This is a genomic window from Bradyrhizobium sp. 159 (assembly GCF_023073795.1).
In the GTDB taxonomy this organism is placed as follows: domain Bacteria; phylum Pseudomonadota; class Alphaproteobacteria; order Rhizobiales; family Xanthobacteraceae; genus Bradyrhizobium.
The window spans coordinates 101,412-117,428 of record NZ_JADPKE010000082.1 but is presented as its reverse complement, the minus strand read 5'-3'; the positions used below and the strand labels follow the sequence as shown (position 1 = coordinate 117,428).

The following is a 16,017-nucleotide window of genomic DNA, read 5'->3' as shown; positions in this document are numbered from 1 at the left end:
CTCGACCACTTCGCCAACGAACTGTTCGACTATCTCGTATACTACAACAACCACAGACCCCATCAGGCCTTGGCAGGACAAACTCCCAAGGCCTTCGCCGCTACCAAGACCACCGCGATCCAATCAGCGAATTATTGAACATCGACAGCAATGACGGGGAGATAGTCGGGAATCGGGTGGCGGCGGGTAGGGCAGTCTTGCGAAAGTCCTGGCCATGACAGCAACCGCACGCAAATCACCCCAGAAGCCATCCGCTGACCCTTCCGCCCAGGTCAACGCCCTCGACTGGCCGCAAATCACCGCCGAACTCGACGCCCAGGGTTGCGCTGTCCTGAAAGGCCTGCTGACGCCGGAGCAATGCCGTAGCATCGCCGCGCTCTATCCAGACGACACGCACTTCCGCAGCCGCATCGTCATGGGGCGCCACGGCTTTGGCCGCGGCGAATACAAGTACTTCTCTTATCCGCTCCCCGACCTGATTGCGCAATTGCGCCCCGTGCTTTATGCGCAGCTTCAGGGCGTCGCCAATCGCTGGAACGAGGCGATGGGGATCGACATCCGCTATCCCGCCGCGCATGCGGCGTTCCTCAAGCGCTGCCACGAAGCAGGCCAGAGCCGGCCGACGCCGCTGCTGCTGCAATATGAGGCCGGCGACTACAATTGCCTGCACCAGGATCTCTATGGTGAGCATGTGTTCCCGATCCAGGTCGCGATTCTGCTGTCAGAGCCGGGGCGCGACTTCACCGGCGGCGAATTCGTGCTGACCGAGCAGCGGCCGCGCATGCAGTCGCGCGCCGAGGTGGTGCCGCTGGCGCAGGGCGACGCCGTCGCCTTCGCCGTGCATCACCGCCCGGTGCAGGGGACACGCGGGACATACCGGGTTAACCTGCGTCACGGCGTCAGCCGGATTCGCTCCGGCCAGGGCCACACGCTGGGTGTGATCTTTCATGATGCCAAATGAGTGAGGCGATTGACTGCGGATTTGTTCGATAGCGTCGCCGAGGCGCAGCCATTGCGCGAGGAGATCGCTGACGGCGCCGTGCTGCTGCGCGGCTTCGTCACGCCGATCGAGAGCGAGTTGATCGAAGCCGTGCGCGCCATCGTGGCGCAATCGCCGTTTCGGCGCATGACCACGCCCGGCGGCTATCAGATGTCGGTGGCGATGACCAATTGCGGCGAGCGCGGCTGGATCACCGATCACACCGGCTATCGCTATGATCCAATCGATCCGCGAAACGGCGAGCATTGGCCGGCGATGCCGGCAGTATTCCGTGATCTCGCCCGCCGCGCGGCGGAGCAGGGCGGCTTCAAAGACTTCGCGCCCGATGCCTGCCTCGTCAACCGCTACGAGCCCGGCACGCGGCTGTCGCTGCATCAGGACAAGGACGAGCTCGACTATTCGGCCCCGATTGTCTCGGTCTCGCTCGGCCTGCCCGCAACCTTCCTGTTCGGTGGCTTGGCGCGCAGCGACAAGCCGCGCCGCTTCCGCCTCGTCCATGGTGACGTCGTGGTCTGGGGCGGGACTAGCAGGCTCGCTTATCACGGCGTCGCGCCGCTCGCCGACGGCGAGCATGCTCTGCTCGGCCGGAAGCGAATCAATTTGACGTTTCGACAAACACGCTAGTCCATCCCCTCATCCTGAGGAGCTTGCGAAGCAAGCGTCTCGAAGGATGAAGGCCCGAGCCGCCGCAGCGGGGGACCTCGTGGTTCGAGACGGCGCTTCGCGCCTCCTCACCATGAGGACAACTACGGCTTCGGCGGGTGAATGAACGCCCAGGGACTGACTTCGGAGTCCCGCGTCACTTCCACCGAGATCAGATACGGCCCGCCATGGGCGAGCGCCTTCTCCATCGCCGCCTTGAACTGGTCCGGCGCGGTGACGCGCGCAGCGGCAACGCCGAAGGATTCCGCGAGCTTGACGAAATCCGGATTGACGAGATCCGAAGCCACCACGCGGCCGTCAAACCGCTCGCGCTGGTCGCGGCGGACATTGCCGTAGGCGTTGTTGTTGAACACCAGCGTCACCACGCCGATGTTGAACTGCACGGCGGTCGAGAGCTCCTGCACGCCGAACATGAAGCCGCCGTCGCCGGTGATGGCGACGACGGGTTTGTCAGGGTTCGCGACCTTGGCGCCAAGCGCAGTCGGAAAGCCCGAGCCGAGCGTGCCCTGATAGCCTGATGTGATGAAGGTGCGCGGCTGATAGACCGGAAAGCCGTACCAGGAGGCGAAGCCGAACTGCGACAATTCATCTGTCACGATCGCATTCGCCGGCAGCACCTCGCGCAGGATGTTGAGATGCGCCATCTGCGGCTGGATGCGCTGGATTTCCTGTTGCGCGGTTGCGGCGGCCTCGCGGATGTCTCCCCGCCGGCTGCGGCTTCTCGCATAGCCGGCCTTCTTCACGGCGGTGACGAGATCGGCCGTGCCAGCCTTGGCATCGGCGACGATGGCGGTATCGAAGGCGAGCCGGCGCATCTCGGCCGGATCGATATCGATCCGAATGGATTTCAATCCCTTCGGCTGATAGGGCCAGCGAAAGCCAGAGGCCGGCAGCTCCGCGCGAGTGCCGATTGCGATCATCAAATCAGTGTGCGGCCACAGTTTGTAGGCGGCGGCCATGGTGAGGCCGAGCTCGTGCGCGTTGGAGACGATGCCGCGGCCGCTGCGGAAGGCAACGACGGGCGCATCGATCATCTCGGCGAGCTCGAGGATCTCCTCGCACGCCTCGATCGCGCCGCTGCCGACGAAGATCATCGGCGCCTTGCTGGTCTTGATCAGCGTGGCGGCCTGCTTGATCAGGTCAGGATCAGGCTGCGGCGCGGGCAGGGGTGCCAGCATCTGTGCGGCGGCGGTTTCGGCGCGCTGGGTGAAGACGTCCCAGGGCATCTCGACAGACGCAGGCCCGCGCCGCCCCGACATCATCTCCTGAAAGGCGCGCGCGACGACCGTCGGCGCATTGCCGGGATATTCGATACGGTCTGCCCATTTCACATAGGTGCGCAGGGTCGCGAGCTGGTCCGGCATCTCGTGCAGATGGCCGCGACCCTTGCCCAAAAATGGCGTCGGCACCTGGCCGGTGACGCAGAGCACCGGCTCGTTGCAGCCGAACGCGGTGAGCAACGCCGCGCTGGCGTTGAGCACGCCGGGGCCAGGCACCACGCTGAACACGCCGGGCTTGCCGCTGGAGCGCGCATAGCCGAACGCCATGTAGCCGCAGGCCTGCTCGTGCCGCGCGCCGATCACCTTGAGCTGGGCTTGGTGGAAGGCATCGAACAGGCCGTAGACCTGCGCGCCGGGCAGGCCGAACACGGTGTCGACGCCGTGGGCGACGAGGCCGCTTACGATCGCTTCGCCGCCGGTGAGAGTGGTCATGGTGCTATTCCACTTCGATGGTTGATCAGGCTTCGTCGACGACGCCGTTGCGCAAGAGCCCGATGCCTTCTGCTTCGACCTCGACGATATCGCCCGGCCTCAGGTAGCGCGGCGGATCGAACCGCGCGCCGGCGCCGGTCGGCGTGCCGGTGACGATGATGTCGCCGGGGACGAGGGTGGCAAAGGTCGAGATATAGTTGATGAGGTAGCGGAACGGGAACATCAAGCGGCTGGTGCGATCGTCCTGCCTGAGCTCACCGTTGACATGCGTGGTGAGGCGAATGTCGGCGATCTGGGATTCCGTTGTATAGGGCACGAGCCATGGCCCGAGGCTGCCGCTGGAATCAAAGTTCTTGCCCTGCGTGACGTTGAACTTGGCATGACGCAGCCAGTCGCGCACCGAGCCTTCGTTGCAAAGGGTCAGCGCGGCGACGTGATTTAGCGCGGTGCTCTCCGCAATGTGCCGGCCTTCCTTGCCGATCACCAGCACGATCTCGCCTTCATAGTCGAGCTGTGCGGAGGCGCGCGGCCGCACCAGCGGCGTTCCATGGCCGACGAAGGAGCGTGGGCTCCGCATGAACATGCTCGGGTATTTCGGCGCGTCCTGGCCATCCTTGTACTCGGCGTTGCGATCGGGATAGTTGACGCCGATGCAGATGATCTTTTCCGGCGCGGGCACTGGCGGCAGAAAGGTGATCTCGCGGAGGGGATGATCCGGCGTGCGGCCTGCGGCTTCCTCGGCAAGGCTCGTCAGCTTCCCGGCCGCGATCACCTCGCGCAGCGTCGGAAAATCCTTGGCGTGGCGCGCGGAGAGATCGACCACGCCGCTATCGACGACCGCGCCGTAGCGCGTTGCCCCCTTGACGGAATAGGTGGCGAGGCGAGGGAGTGTCATCAGTCTGCCACCAGCACGTCGGCCACGAATTTCGGCTCGCGCACGGCCTGGCCAGTGAAGGGCGAGCCCTGCTCGAACCAGGAGCGCGGCGCGGGGGCACCCCACAGCGTCTGCCGGCGCGGATCGCGCAGCGACCAGCGCAGCGGCTCGTGGTCGTGATCGCCCGTGAAGTAATCGCTGGTGTAGAGCTCGAGCCGGTGGCCGTCAGGGTCGCGCACATAAAGGAAGAACGCATTCGAGATGCCGTGGCGTCCGGGGCCGCGCTCGATGTTCTTCACGAAGCCCTGGGAGGCCATGACGTCGCAGAGATGGATGATGTTCATCGCCGTCGGCGTCCAATAGGCGAAGTGGTGCAGGCGAGGGCCCTTGCCGTTGGTGATGGCGAAGTCGTGGACGTTGCCCTTGCGATGCATCCAGGCTGCGGCGATACGTCCGTTCGGTCCGTCCTCCTCGGCATATTCGGTCAGCCGGAAGCCGAGCCGGGCGTAGAAATCGACGGTGTCCTGCACCTCGGCGGCGAAGACGTTGAAATGGTCGAGCCGCTGCGGGTGGCAGCCTCTGTAGAGATCGTAGCGGCGCAAGAGGTGTGGCCGGCGGTCCATCGCTGCATAGAGCTCGATCTGGAAGCCGAAGGGGTCCGTGAATTGCAGAGTGCGGCCCTGGAACGGCTGGTCCGCGAAGCCGTAGGCGAGACCGTTCTCGGAGAGGAATGCGGCCGCCTTGTCGAGATCCTTGTCGTTGCCGACCTTGAAGCCGAGCCGCGCGCAGGCGGGCGCTGCGGCCTTGCGCAGGACGAGCGAGTGATGCTGATGCTCTTCAGCTCCGCGCAAATAAACGACATTGTCGTCGGCGTCCTCGACATGCAGGCCAACAATGGTCTCGTAGAACTCGCGGCTCAGTTTCAGATCGGTGACGTCGAGCACGACATGGCTGGAGCGAATGATGTTGAACGGCGGCTCGAAGACGTGTTGCGGTATGGGCATTTGCGTTTCCCCTCTCTCGGCTTCGTCATTCCGGGGCGTGCGAAGCACGAACTCGGAATCCATTCATCCACGAACTCTGCTGCACAATGGATTCCGGGTTCGGCTCTTCAAGCCGCCCCGGAATGACACTGCGTTAAATTCCCAGCTTCTGAATCTTGTGCGTGCCCCGCGCCAGCGAGACGTGCTTGGTTTCCATGTAGAAATCGAACGAATAGTCGCCGCCGTCGCGGCCGATGCCTGAGGCCTTCATGCCGCCGAACGGCGTCGGCAGGTGGCGGACGTTTTCCGAGTTCAGCCAGATCATGCCGGCCTCCAGCGCGTCCGCGACACGCAGGGCGCGGCCCATGTCGTTGGTCCAGACATAGCCGGTGAGGCCATAGCGAATGTCGTTGGCGATCTCGATCGCGTCCGCCTCGTCACGGAACGGCAACACGGTCAGGAAGGGGCCGAACACCTCCTCCTGCGCCACCCGCATCTTGCCATGCGCACCGGTCACCAGCGTCGGCTCGACGTAATGTCCGCCGCCGAGGCCGTCACAGGGCTTGCCGCCGACCGCGATCGTCGCGCCGTCCTGGCGCGCGACGTCGAAATAAGAGCAAACCTTTGCGAGGTGACGCTCGTGGATCAGCGGCCCGATCTCGGTTGCGGGATCGAGGGGGTGGCCGACCTTCAGCGCCTTCACGCGCGCGGTCAGCTTCTCCACGAATGTCTCGGCGATGCTCTGCTGAATCAGCAGGCGGCTGGAGGAGGTGCAGCGCTCGCCATTGAGCGAGTAGATCATGAACACCACCGCATCGAGCGCGCGGTCGAGATCGGCGTCATCGAACACGATCACGGGGTTCTTGCCGCCGAGCTCGAAATGCACGCGCTTCAAGGTCGGCGCGCCCTGGATCATGATCGCCGAGCCCGTCGCACTCTCGCCGACGAAGCCGATCGCCTTGATGGCGGGATGTTCGGTCAACGCCTTGCCGGCCTCTTCACCAAAGCCGTGCACGGTGTTGAGCACGCCATCGGGAATGCCGGCTTCCTTGACGAGCTTCGCCAGAATGGAGGCCGTCACCGGCGACCACTCGGCCGGCTTGTGCACGACGGTACAGCCGGCTGCCAGGGCAGGGGCGATCTTCCAGGTCGAGAGCATGAACGGCGTGTTCCACGGCGTGATCACGCCGACCGGGCCGATCGGCACGCGCGTCGAGACATTCCAGTGCTCGTCGCTCGGCGTGTTGAGGCCGTCGCGCGCCTCGGCGCATTTGTCGGCGAAGAACCGAAAGTTCTCGGCGGCGCGGATGGCGGCCTTGGCCATGAAGCGATAGGCTTGGCCGGTGTCGATGCATTCGAGCACCGCGATGTCATCGGCATTGTCCTCGATCGCGTCGGCGACCCGATGCAGCAGCTTGCGCCGCATAGCCGGGCCCATGTCGCGCCAGGATTTGAAGGCCAGCGCGGCAGCAGTGGCCGCACGATCGATGTCCTCGGCATTGCCGCGGGCGACGCTCGCGAGCGTCGCGCCATCGACCGGCGACTTGGTCTCGAAGGTCTCGCCAGAGATCGATGGCTCGATCTTGCCGTCGATGATGTGACCGATGCCGTCCGCGCGGAGCTTTTTCAGCAGCGGTGCGAGGAGGTCGCGGTTGGCCTGGAACACGTCGGCTTTTGGCGCGGGCTTATCCATTTGCGGCCTCCACTTTCAGGGCGTCGTGGATGTTGTTGCGCTTCCAGCTCGTGTCCTTGTCGTTGATCTGCATGTCGAACGACAAGGCGAACTTGCTGGCAGCGAAGACGGGGTCGAGATGTTTTGAGAGCGCCTGGAATACGTGCTCGCCGGCTTTCTGGCGCGTCTTGAGATCGCGGCCCTCGCCGATGCGCAATACCATGTCGAGAAAGCCGTAGTCCTGCCGCGCGTCCGCGATCGCGTAATGCTCGCACCTGACGGCGCGAACGCGGATGCCGCCGAGCGGGAAGATGCCGGTCTCGACCGCTGCCTTGCGCACGACTTCGCATACCAGGCCCATGTCGAGGCGGCCATCGAGATTGGCGGAATATTCGATGGTGAAATGCGGCATCGCGGTTTCACTCCCTGTCTTCTTATTGTCCGTCTAAGCGAAGTAGCAGCTCACCGAGCCGTAGGCGCCATAATCGGCCTGAATTGTGTCGCCCTTGCGGGTCTCGATCGGGCGGATGAAGGAGCCGGCGAGCACGACCTGTCCGGGCTCCAGCGCATGGCCGAGCGGTGCGATCTTGTTCGCGAGCCAGGCCACGGCGGTTGCGGGATGGTTGAGCACGCCGGCGGCAAGTCCGGTTTCCTCGAGCTGGCCGTTCCGGAAACACAGCGCGCCGATCCAGCGTAAATCGGCGTCCAGCGGCCGTATCGGCCGCCCGCCGAGCACGATGCCGGCATTCGCCGCGTTGTCGGCGATGGTGTCGAAAATCTTCCGCGTCGCTTTGGTCCTCGGATCGACCCGCTCGATGCGCGTGTCCAAAATCTCCAGCGCCGGCACCACGAAGTCGGTGGCGTTCAGCACGTCGAACATCGTGCAGCCGGGTCCTGAAAGGCGCTTGCTCATGACGAAGGCGAGCTCCGCCTCGACGCGCGTCGCGATGAAGCGCTCCGTCGGGACGGGGCCGCCATCAGCAAAGAACATGTCGTCGAGCAGCACGCCGGAATCCGGCTCGTCGATATCGAGCGCGCTCTGCATCGCCTTCGAGGTCAGGCCAATCTTGTGGCCTTTGACGATCCGCCCCTCGGCGATCTTGACGTCGACCCAAGCCTTCTGAATCGCGTAGGCGTCAGCGATGGTGATCCCAGGAAAATCCTGCGAGAGCTGCCGGATCTGCGTGCGAGTCTTCTCCGCCTGGTGCAGACGCCTCGCGCAAGCTTGGATATCGTCGTTGGAAAGCGCCATTTGTGATCTTACAAATCGGGGTGCCCGGAGATACTTAACATGTTAAATGAATGCGTCAAACACAATTCGCGCTTGCTGCATTGCGAAGATTTTGCAGCTTGAAAGGGTATCATGACGAAGAAACCCGCCGATCCCGCCGGCGAAAACGCGCCTGCCGCGCGGCAGGTGCCGATGCGCGACTTCTCGCGTTCACTGCCGATGTCGCTGCTGCGGGCACGCGAGGCGGTGATGCGGCAATTCCGCCCCTCACTGCGCGAGCACGGCTTGACCGAGCAGCAATGGCGCATCCTGCGCGCGCTGGCCGGCATCGAGGCGACCGAGGTCACGGAACTCGCGCGCACGGCGTTCCTGCTCGGGCCGAGCCTGTCACGCATCCTGCGCGACCTCGAAGCGCGCAATCTGATCGAGCGCAAGACCGCCAAGGCGGACCAGCGCCGCAGCATGGTCTCGATCTCGAAAGAAGGCGTGAAGCTGATGGCCTCCGTGGCGCCGACGTCGGAGGCGATCTATGCCGAGATCACGCGACGCTTTGGCGCACGCAAACTCGTCGAGTTGCAGGACATGCTTGGCGAGCTCGAACAGAGTCTCGCAGGGCTCGGCAGCGGCGAGGGGGCAAGTGCCGAGGAGTGAAAGCTGATATGCGCGAGCGCGCGGTGCGAGCCATGGACATGGCCGCGTTTTTTCGCTCAAAGTGCCGCCCAAGCCGATCGCTGCAAAATCGGCAGCGGGTAGAGGTAAGCAGACCGTCATGGTCACCATTCAAGTCCAGAGGCTGATCGACTTCGTCAGCGAGGTCTTTGCGCATGCGCAGTCCTCGCCGGAGGAAGTCAGGCGCATCGCCACCTACCTCACAACAGCGAACCTGACCGGCCATGACAGTCACGGCGTGATCCGCGTGCCCGTCTACATCCGTTGGCAGAAATCCGGCGCGGTCGTGCCCAACCAGAACGCGGAAGTGGTGCTGGACACGCCCTCGCTCGCGGTGGTCGACGGCAAGTTCGGCTACGGCCAGACCGTGACGCCGCAGGCGGTTCGGATCGGCCTCGACAAGTGCAAGAAGGCGGGGCTTGCCGCGGTCGCGCTGCGCAACGCCGGCCATATCGGCCGTGTCGGCGACTGGGCCGAGATGGCTGCCGCCGAAGGGCTGATCTCGGTGCACTTCGTCAATGCGGCGGGCTCGCTGCTGGTTGCGCCGTTCGGCGGCGTCGAGAAGCGGCTGTCGACTGCGCCATATTGCGTCGGCATCCCCCGCGCGGGTCAGGATCCGATCGTGCTGGACTTCGCGACCTCGGTCGTCGCCGAAGGAAAGGTGCTGGTCGCAAGCCGTGGCGGCAAAAAGCTGCCGAAAGGCGCGCTGGTCGATTCCGACGGCAGCCTGAGCGAGGACCCAGTCGTGCTCTACGGCCCCTACACGCCGGCGGGACCGCGCGATCATACCAAGGGCACAGGCGCCATCCGTGCCTTCGGCGAGCACAAGGGATCGGGGCTCGCCTTCATATGCGAGCTCTTGGGCGGTGCGCTGACTGGAACCGGGGCCACATCGGGCGGGCGGCGCTTTGCCAACGGCATGCTGGCGTTCTATGTCGATCCGAAGGTGGTCGATACCTCCAACCTTTTCGACGACGAAGTCTCGCGCTATGTCGATTTCATACGCGCCACCAAGCCGATGGCCGACGTCGATCGGGTGCTGATTCCCGGCGATCCCGAGCGGAAAATCCGCGCGGAACGCACGAAAAACGGCATCCCCTTGCCGGATGACACCTGGGCGGCAATAGTGAACACGGCCCGCGAGGTCGGCGTCAGCGAAGTCAGCATCCAGAGGGCGACCGCATAGGTCTTGCGCCATTGCGAGCGTAGCGCGGCGATCCAGTTCGCGGTAACAGCGGGGTTGTGCTGTCGCGGCGCTCGTCATGGTAAGGTTCAAACAACAAAGAAGGAAGGCAACGTGGCGAACAAGGTCAAGGAAATCTGGAAGTCGGGCAAGGCCGTGGTCAACGCGTGGCTCGCTATACCCTCTGGCTTCTCGGCCGAGATGGTCGCGCAATGCGGCTTCGACAGCGTCACCGTCGACATGCAGCATGGCGTGCAGGACTATCTGTCAATGGTCCAGTGCTTCCAGGCCATGGACAAGCATCCGATCACCCCGATGGTCCGCGTGCCCTGGAACGAGCCCGGCATCATCGGCAAGGTGCTCGACGGCGGCGCCTATGGCGTGATCTGCCCGATGGTCAATACGCCGCAGGAAGCCCGGAACCTGGTCTCCTATTCGAAATATCCGCCGAAGGGCGTGCGCTCCAACGGTCCGATCCGCGCCGGCATGTACGGCACCGCAGGCTCCTACCAGAAGACGGCCAACGACGAGATCGTGCTGCTGCCGATGATGGAGACCAGGACCGCGGTCGAGAACATGGAAGCGATCCTCGACGTCGAGGGCATCGACGGCGTCTATATCGGCCCGTCCGACCTCGGCTTCTCCTACGGCCTCGAGCCCAAGCTCGACCGCAGCGAGCCGGAGATCCTCGCGATCTACGAGAAGATCATCAAGGAGTGCGGCAAGCGCGGCCTCAACCCGGGCATCCATTGCAGCGGCGCCGAAGGCGCAGCGCGCGCCATCAATATGGGCTTCAAGCTGGTGACGTTGTCGAACGAGGTCGGTCTGATGACGACCTACGCCAAGATGCAGGTGAATGCGACCCGCAAGGAATCAGGCGGGAAGGCGTGATCTAGCGTGTCCCGGACGCGGTGCAGCGACAAAAGCGCGTTTACGCGCGTCTTTGACCGCTATGGCGATGCACCGCAGAGCCGCGACCCAGTTGCTGCGCAAGGCTGGCGTGACAAGGCTGACGTGACAATGGGCCCGGGATCAGCAGTGCATCCTTTCACGCTGCGCTGCGTCCGGCGCACGATATTTTGAAGACCCAAGGAGACCTCCCATGACCATTAGCCCCGTCATCCGCCTGCATCCCGATGATGGCGTGCTGATCGCGCGCGCGAGCCTGCCGCCCGGCACAATGGTCGCCGACGGCGTGATCACGGTCGATCGCATTCCCTCCGGCCACAAGGTCGCGATCAAGCCGATCGCATTGGGAGAGCCAATCAAGCGCTACGGCCAGATCATCGGCTTTGCCACGGTGCCGATCGCGCCGGGCCAGCACGTCCACACGCAGAATTGCGGCATGGGCGATTTCGCCAAGGACTATGCCTATTGCGCCGACGTCAAGCCGACGCCGAATTTCGACCTGCCGGCGACCTTCGAGGGCATCCGCCGTCCGGACGGCCGCGTCGCCACGCGCAACTATATCGGCATCCTCACCTCGGTGAATTGCAGCGCGCATGTCGCCAGTCTCGTTGCCGACGTCTTCAAGAAGAATCCCTTCACCGGCGACAACCCGCTGGCCGATTTCCCCAACGTCGACGGCGTGGTCGCGCTGACCCACAAGACCGGCTGCGGCATGACGCAGAACGAGCCGCTGGCGCTGCTCCGCCGCACGCTTGGTGGCTATGCGCGGCACGTCAATTTCTCTCACGTCATCGTGCTCGGCCTCGGTTGCGAGGTGAACCAGATCGGCGGCCTGATGGAAGAGCAGAAGCTCGCCGGCCGCCTGCGTGCGATGGACATCCAGGAGGTCGGCGGCACGCGCAAGACGGTGGAGGCGGGCATCGCCTTCGTGCGCGAGGCGCTCGCCGATGCCAACAAGGTCAGGCGCGAATCCGTGCCGGCAAGCGAGCTCACCGTGGCCCTGCAATGCGGCGGCTCGGACGGCTATTCCGGTGTATCAGCCAATCCCGCGCTCGGTGCTGCCAGCGACCTCGTCGTCCGTCACGGCGGCACCGTGATCCTGTCGGAAACGCCGGAGACCTATGGCGCCGAGCATCTGCTGACGCGCCGCGCCGTCAGCCGCGAGGTCGGCGAGAAGCTGGTCGACCTCATGCGCTGGTGGGACGAATACACCGCGCGCGAAGGCGCTGAGATGAACGCCAATCCAAGCCCCGGCAACAAGGCCGGCGGCCTCACCACCATCCTGGAAAAATCGCTCGGCGCAATGGCGAAGGCCGGCACCACCAATCTCGTCGAGGTGCTGCGCTACGCCGAGCCCGTCACCAAGAAGGGTTTTGTCTTTATGGACACGCCCGGCTACGACCCGGTTGCAGCGACCGGCCAGGTCGCAGGCGGCGCCAATCTCGTCTGCTTCACGACCGGGCGCGGCAGTGTGTTCGGCTGCAAGCCGGCGCCGTCGATCAAGCTCGCCACCAACACGCCCATGTACAAGCGCATGGAAGAGGACATGGACGTCAATTGCGGCACCATCCTCGAAGGCGAGGAGAGCGTCGAGCAGTGCGGCCAGCGCATCTTCGATCTCATCCTCAAGACGGCCTCGGGACAGCCGACCAAGAGCGAGAGTTTTGACTTTGGCGGCGCCGAGTTCGCGCCGTGGGTGTTAGGGGCGACGATGTAGTAAACCTGCAGCCTGCGCCATAGGCACGGTCTGCACGTTGTTAGTGCTTGATCGCGCTCACATCAGGTGTTCTGCTCAAAAAAGCTGCTGGAGCACCGCACCCCGTGTCGATCTACGTCGCACTACACCACGTCACGCACTACAAATACGACCGCCCGATCGATCTCGGCCCGCAGACCATCCGGTTGCGGCCGGCGCCGCATACTCGCACGCCGATCCTGAGCTATTCGCTCAAGGTCACGCCATCCAATCATTTCGTAAACTGGCAACAGGACCCGCAGGGCAATTGGCTCGCGCGCTACGTCTTCCCGGAGAAGACGACCGAGCTGAAATTCGAGGTCGATTTTACGGCGCAGATGACCGTGGTCAATCCGTTCGACTTCTTCGTCGAGCCTTATGCCGACAGCTTTCCGTTCGACTATCCGAAGGACCTGAAGACGGAGCTTGCGCCCTATCTCGAGACCATCAAGCCCGATCGCTTGTTTGCGCAATATCTCGATGCGATCCCGCAGGAAGCGCCGAACACCGTCAACTTCCTGGTCGATCTCAATCGCGAGCTCCAGAAGAAGATCCGGTACGTCATCCGCATGGAGCCGGGCGTGCAGTCTCCGGAGGAGACGCTTAGTTCCGGCGCCGGCTCGTGCCGCGATTCCGCCTGGCTCTTGATCCAGACCTTCCGCCATCTCGGGCTCGCCGCCCGTTTCGTCTCCGGCTATCTCGTCCAGATCCGTCCCGACATCGATCCGATCGAGGGGCCGCCGGAGGTTGAGAACGATTTCACCGATCTGCACGCCTGGGCCGAGGTCTACCTTCCGGGCGCGGGCTGGATCGGGTTCGACGCGACCTCCGGCATGCTCGCGGGCGAGGGGCACATCCCGGTTGCCGCAACACCGCATTATCGCTCGGCCGCGCCGATCTCCGGTGGCGCCGGCTTTGCCGAGGTCGAGTTCGCATTCGACATGAGCGTGAAGCGCATTCGCGAGGCGCCGCGCATCACAAAACCGTTCTCTGACGAAGCCTGGGCGCGGCTCAACGATCTCGGCGAGCAGGTCGACGGCGAACTTGCCGCCCACGACGTGCGGCTCACCATGGGCGGCGAGCCGACCTTCGTCTCGGTCGATGATCTTGAAGCGGCGGAATGGAACATCGACGCCGTCGGTCCGACCAAGCGCGCCGTTGCCGACGATCTGATCCGCCGCCTGCGCGTGCGGTTCGCGCCCGGCGGCCTGCTGCACTTCGGCCAGGGCAAATGGTATCCTGGCGAGACCCTGCCGCGCTGGGCGTTTGGCCTGTATTGGCGCAAGGACGGCGTGCCGATCTGGAAGAATGCGGATCTCATCGCCAGGATCGAGAACCCGGGGCGCGCTAACGTCAAGGACGCCGAGGCCTTCATGGAGGGCACGGTCGCACGGCTCGGCCTCGATCCCGGCTACATCATGCCGGCCTATGAAGATCCCGCCTATTGGTTGCAGAAGGAGGGGGAGCTTCCGATCAACGTCGATCCCTCGGATTCCAAGCTGTCCGATCCGGAAGCGCGCGCCCGCATGGCGCGGGTGTTCGACGAGGGGCTGAATACGCCAAAGGGCTTCGTGCTGCCGGTGCAGCGCTGGAACGCGGACGCGCCGCGCTGGCGCAGCGAGCGCTGGAAGCTGCGTCGCAAGCATCTGTTCTTGATGCCCGGCGATTTCCCGCTCGGCCTGCGATTGCCGCTCAGCGCGCTCGAATATGTTCCGCCCGATCGCTATCCCTATATCGTCGAGCAGGATCCGATGGAGCCGCGCACCAAGCTGCCGGTGTTCGAGCGCATGCCACGCCTGCAATCGCCGCCGCCGCGACTGGCGCCGGACCGTCCCGACGCAGCGGAGCCGGTACGCACCGCGATGTCGATCGAAGTCCGCGACGGCGTGCTCTGCGCCTTCTTGCCGCCGGTCGAGCGCATCGAGGATTATCTGGAGCTGGTCGCGGCGCTCGAAGCCACGGCCGAGGAGATGCAGCTCCAGGTTCATGTCGAGGGTTATCCGCCGCCGTTCGATCCGCGCATCGACGTCATCAAGGTGACGCCTGACCCTGGCGTAATCGAGGTCAACGTCCAGCCGGCAAAGAATTGGCGTGAGGCTGTCGACATCACCGTCGGGCTCTATGAGGATGCCGCCAAGATCCGTCTCGGCGCCAACCGTTTCCTGGTCGACGGCCGCCACACCGGCACCGGCGGCGGCAATCACGTCGTGGTCGGCGGCTCGTCACCGCAGGACTCGCCGTTCCTGCGGCGGCCCGATCTCTTGAAGAGCCTCGTGCTGTACTGGCAGCGGCATCCGTCGCTGTCCTATTTCTTCTCCGGCCTCTTCATCGGCCCGACCAGCCAGGCGCCGCGTATCGACGAGGCGCGCCACGACAGCATCTACGAGCTCGAGGTCGCGCTGTCGCATGTGCCGCCGCCGGGCACCCAGACGCCGCTGTGGCTGGTGGATCGCCTGTTCCGGCATCTGCTGGTCGACATCACCGGCAACACCCACCGTGCCGAGATCTGCATCGACAAGCTCTATTCGCCGGAAGGTTCGACCGGCCGCCTCGGACTGGTCGAATTCCGCGCGCTCGAGATGCCGCCTGATCCGCGCATGTCGCTGGCTCAGCAGCTCCTGATCCGCGCGCTGATCGCAAGGTTTTGGCGCGAGCCGCTGACAGGCAAGTTCGTGCGCTGGGGCACCGCGCTGCATGACCGCTACATGCTGCCGCATTTCATCTGGGAGGATTTTCAGGACGTGCTCACCGAGCTGAAGCAGTTCGGTTATACCTTCGAGCCGGAATGGTATCTGGCCCAGCTCGAATTCCGCTTCCCCGCCTTCGGCCGCGTCCATCATGGCGGCGTGACGCTGGAGCTGCGGCAGGCGCTGGAGCCCTGGCACGTGCTCGGCGAGGAGGGCTCGGCCGGCGGCACGGTGCGCTATGTGGACTCATCGGTCGAGCGGCTTCAGGTCAAGGCCGAGGGATTCGTCGAGGGGCGCCACATCGTCACCTGCAACGGCCGCCGCCTGCCGATGACATCGACCGGCCGCTCGACGGAAGCCGTGGCCGGCGTCCGCTTCAAGGCCTGGCAGCCGGCCTCCGGCCTGCACCCGACCATTCCGGTCCATGCGCCGCTGACCTTCGACCTGATCGACACCTGGAACGGCCGCTCGCTGGGCGGCTGCGTCTACCACGTCGCCCATCCCGGCGGACGCAACTACGATACCAAGCCCGTCAACACCTATGAGGCCGAGGCGCGGCGGCTGGCGCGCTTCCAGGACCATGGCCATACCCCTGGGCCAATACAGCCGCCGCCCGAGGAACGCACAAATGAGTTTCCGCTGACCCTCGACTTGCGGACCCCGCTCCTGCAATGAGTATGATGGTGGGGCAGGGAGAGG

The 16,017-nt window shown here is 64.6% G+C and carries 13 protein-coding genes; 7 read left to right on the top strand and 6 right to left on the bottom strand.

What is annotated here, in order from left to right:
* Positions 1-214 precede the first annotated feature (214 nt).
* Both IVA96_RS22930 and alkB read left to right on the top strand, forming a co-directional pair.
* Positions 215-961 carry a 2OG-Fe(II) oxygenase gene (locus IVA96_RS22930; RefSeq protein WP_247278932.1) on the top strand — a complete coding sequence of 249 codons (747 nt, stop codon included), beginning with the start codon at positions 215-217 and terminating at the stop codon, positions 959-961.
* A 9-nt stretch (positions 962-970) separates the two neighbouring features.
* Positions 971-1,624: a DNA oxidative demethylase AlkB gene (gene alkB / locus IVA96_RS22925; RefSeq protein ID WP_247278931.1), complete on the top strand. Its 654-nt coding sequence runs from the start codon at positions 971-973 to the stop codon at positions 1,622-1,624.
* Positions 1,625-1,746: 122 nt separating this feature from the next.
* On the opposite strand, the gene IVA96_RS22920 is transcribed toward alkB, so the two are convergent.
* The 6 genes from IVA96_RS22920 to hpaH all read right to left on the bottom strand — a co-directional run bounded on the left by IVA96_RS22920 (position 1,747) and on the right by hpaH (position 8,156).
* The gene (locus IVA96_RS22920; RefSeq protein ID WP_247419337.1) at positions 1,747-3,375 is read right to left on the bottom strand and encodes a thiamine pyrophosphate-dependent enzyme; all 1,629 of its coding nucleotides are present in this window, start codon (positions 3,373-3,375) and stop codon (positions 1,747-1,749) included.
* Positions 3,376-3,400: 25 nt separating this feature from the next.
* Positions 3,401-4,270 carry a fumarylacetoacetate hydrolase family protein gene (locus IVA96_RS22915; RefSeq protein ID WP_247419335.1) on the bottom strand — a complete coding sequence of 290 codons (870 nt, stop codon included), beginning with the start codon at positions 4,268-4,270 and terminating at the stop codon, positions 3,401-3,403.
* On the bottom strand, positions 4,270-5,253 hold the full coding sequence (gene hpaD / locus IVA96_RS22910) for a 3,4-dihydroxyphenylacetate 2,3-dioxygenase (protein WP_247278928.1): 984 nt from the start codon (positions 5,251-5,253) through the stop codon (positions 4,270-4,272). The genes IVA96_RS22915 and hpaD overlap by 1 nt, the downstream gene beginning before the upstream one ends.
* Before the next feature lie 133 nt (positions 5,254-5,386).
* A complete protein-coding gene (hpaE, locus tag IVA96_RS22905; protein WP_247419333.1) occupies positions 5,387-6,925 on the bottom strand; it encodes a 5-carboxymethyl-2-hydroxymuconate semialdehyde dehydrogenase in 1,539 nt (512 codons plus the stop codon).
* Positions 6,918-7,316, bottom strand: a complete 399-nt coding sequence (locus IVA96_RS22900; RefSeq protein WP_247278926.1) for a 5-carboxymethyl-2-hydroxymuconate Delta-isomerase — start codon at positions 7,314-7,316, stop codon at positions 6,918-6,920. The genes hpaE and IVA96_RS22900 overlap by 8 nt, the downstream gene beginning before the upstream one ends.
* A 33-nt stretch (positions 7,317-7,349) precedes the next feature.
* Positions 7,350-8,156, bottom strand: a complete 807-nt coding sequence (hpaH, locus tag IVA96_RS22895) for a 2-oxo-hept-4-ene-1,7-dioate hydratase (RefSeq protein WP_247278925.1) — start codon at positions 8,154-8,156, stop codon at positions 7,350-7,352.
* 111 nt (positions 8,157-8,267) lie between these two features.
* On the opposite strand from hpaH, the gene hpaR reads away from it, so the two are divergent.
* The 5 genes from hpaR (at position 8,268) to IVA96_RS22870 (ending at position 15,993) form a co-directional block, all read left to right on the top strand.
* A complete protein-coding gene (hpaR, locus tag IVA96_RS22890; protein WP_247419330.1) occupies positions 8,268-8,786 on the top strand; it encodes a homoprotocatechuate degradation operon regulator HpaR in 519 nt (172 codons plus the stop codon).
* Positions 8,787-8,904: 118 nt separating this feature from the next.
* On the top strand, positions 8,905-9,990 hold the full coding sequence (locus IVA96_RS22885) for a malate/lactate/ureidoglycolate dehydrogenase (protein ID WP_247419327.1): 1,086 nt from the start codon (positions 8,905-8,907) through the stop codon (positions 9,988-9,990).
* Positions 9,991-10,101: 111 nt separating this feature from the next.
* Positions 10,102-10,878, top strand: coding sequence for an aldolase/citrate lyase family protein (locus IVA96_RS22880; protein WP_247278922.1), 777 nt, complete (start codon positions 10,102-10,104; stop codon positions 10,876-10,878).
* 211 nt (positions 10,879-11,089) lie between these two features.
* Positions 11,090-12,613 carry an altronate dehydratase family protein gene (locus IVA96_RS22875; protein ID WP_247419323.1) on the top strand — a complete coding sequence of 508 codons (1,524 nt, stop codon included), beginning with the start codon at positions 11,090-11,092 and terminating at the stop codon, positions 12,611-12,613.
* A gap of 104 nt (positions 12,614-12,717) precedes the next feature.
* Positions 12,718-15,993, top strand: a complete 3,276-nt coding sequence (locus IVA96_RS22870) for a transglutaminase family protein (protein WP_247419320.1) — start codon at positions 12,718-12,720, stop codon at positions 15,991-15,993.
* Positions 15,994-16,017: the final 24 nt, after the last annotated feature.

What these genes read in the sequence shown, in the direction of transcription:
- IVA96_RS22930 (WP_247278932.1), top strand. Translation starts at nt 215, where the DNA reads ATGACAGCAACCGCACGCAAATCACCCCAGAAGCCATCCGCTGACCCT.
- IVA96_RS22920 (WP_247419337.1), bottom strand. Translation starts at nt 3,375, where the DNA reads ATGACCACTCTCACCGGCGGCGAAGCGATCGTAAGCGGCCTCGTCGCC.
- IVA96_RS22915 (WP_247419335.1), bottom strand. Translation starts at nt 4,270, where the DNA reads ATGACACTCCCTCGCCTCGCCACCTATTCCGTCAAGGGGGCAACGCGC.
- hpaD (WP_247278928.1), bottom strand. Translation starts at nt 5,253, where the DNA reads ATGCCCATACCGCAACACGTCTTCGAGCCGCCGTTCAACATCATTCGC.
- hpaE (WP_247419333.1), bottom strand. Translation starts at nt 6,925, where the DNA reads ATGGATAAGCCCGCGCCAAAAGCCGACGTGTTCCAGGCCAACCGCGAC.
- IVA96_RS22900 (WP_247278926.1), bottom strand. Translation starts at nt 7,316, where the DNA reads ATGCCGCATTTCACCATCGAATATTCCGCCAATCTCGATGGCCGCCTC.
- hpaH (WP_247278925.1), bottom strand. Translation starts at nt 8,156, where the DNA reads ATGGCGCTTTCCAACGACGATATCCAAGCTTGCGCGAGGCGTCTGCAC.
- hpaR (WP_247419330.1), top strand. Translation starts at nt 8,268, where the DNA reads ATGACGAAGAAACCCGCCGATCCCGCCGGCGAAAACGCGCCTGCCGCG.
- IVA96_RS22885 (WP_247419327.1), top strand. Translation starts at nt 8,905, where the DNA reads ATGGTCACCATTCAAGTCCAGAGGCTGATCGACTTCGTCAGCGAGGTC.
- IVA96_RS22875 (WP_247419323.1), top strand. Translation starts at nt 11,090, where the DNA reads ATGACCATTAGCCCCGTCATCCGCCTGCATCCCGATGATGGCGTGCTG.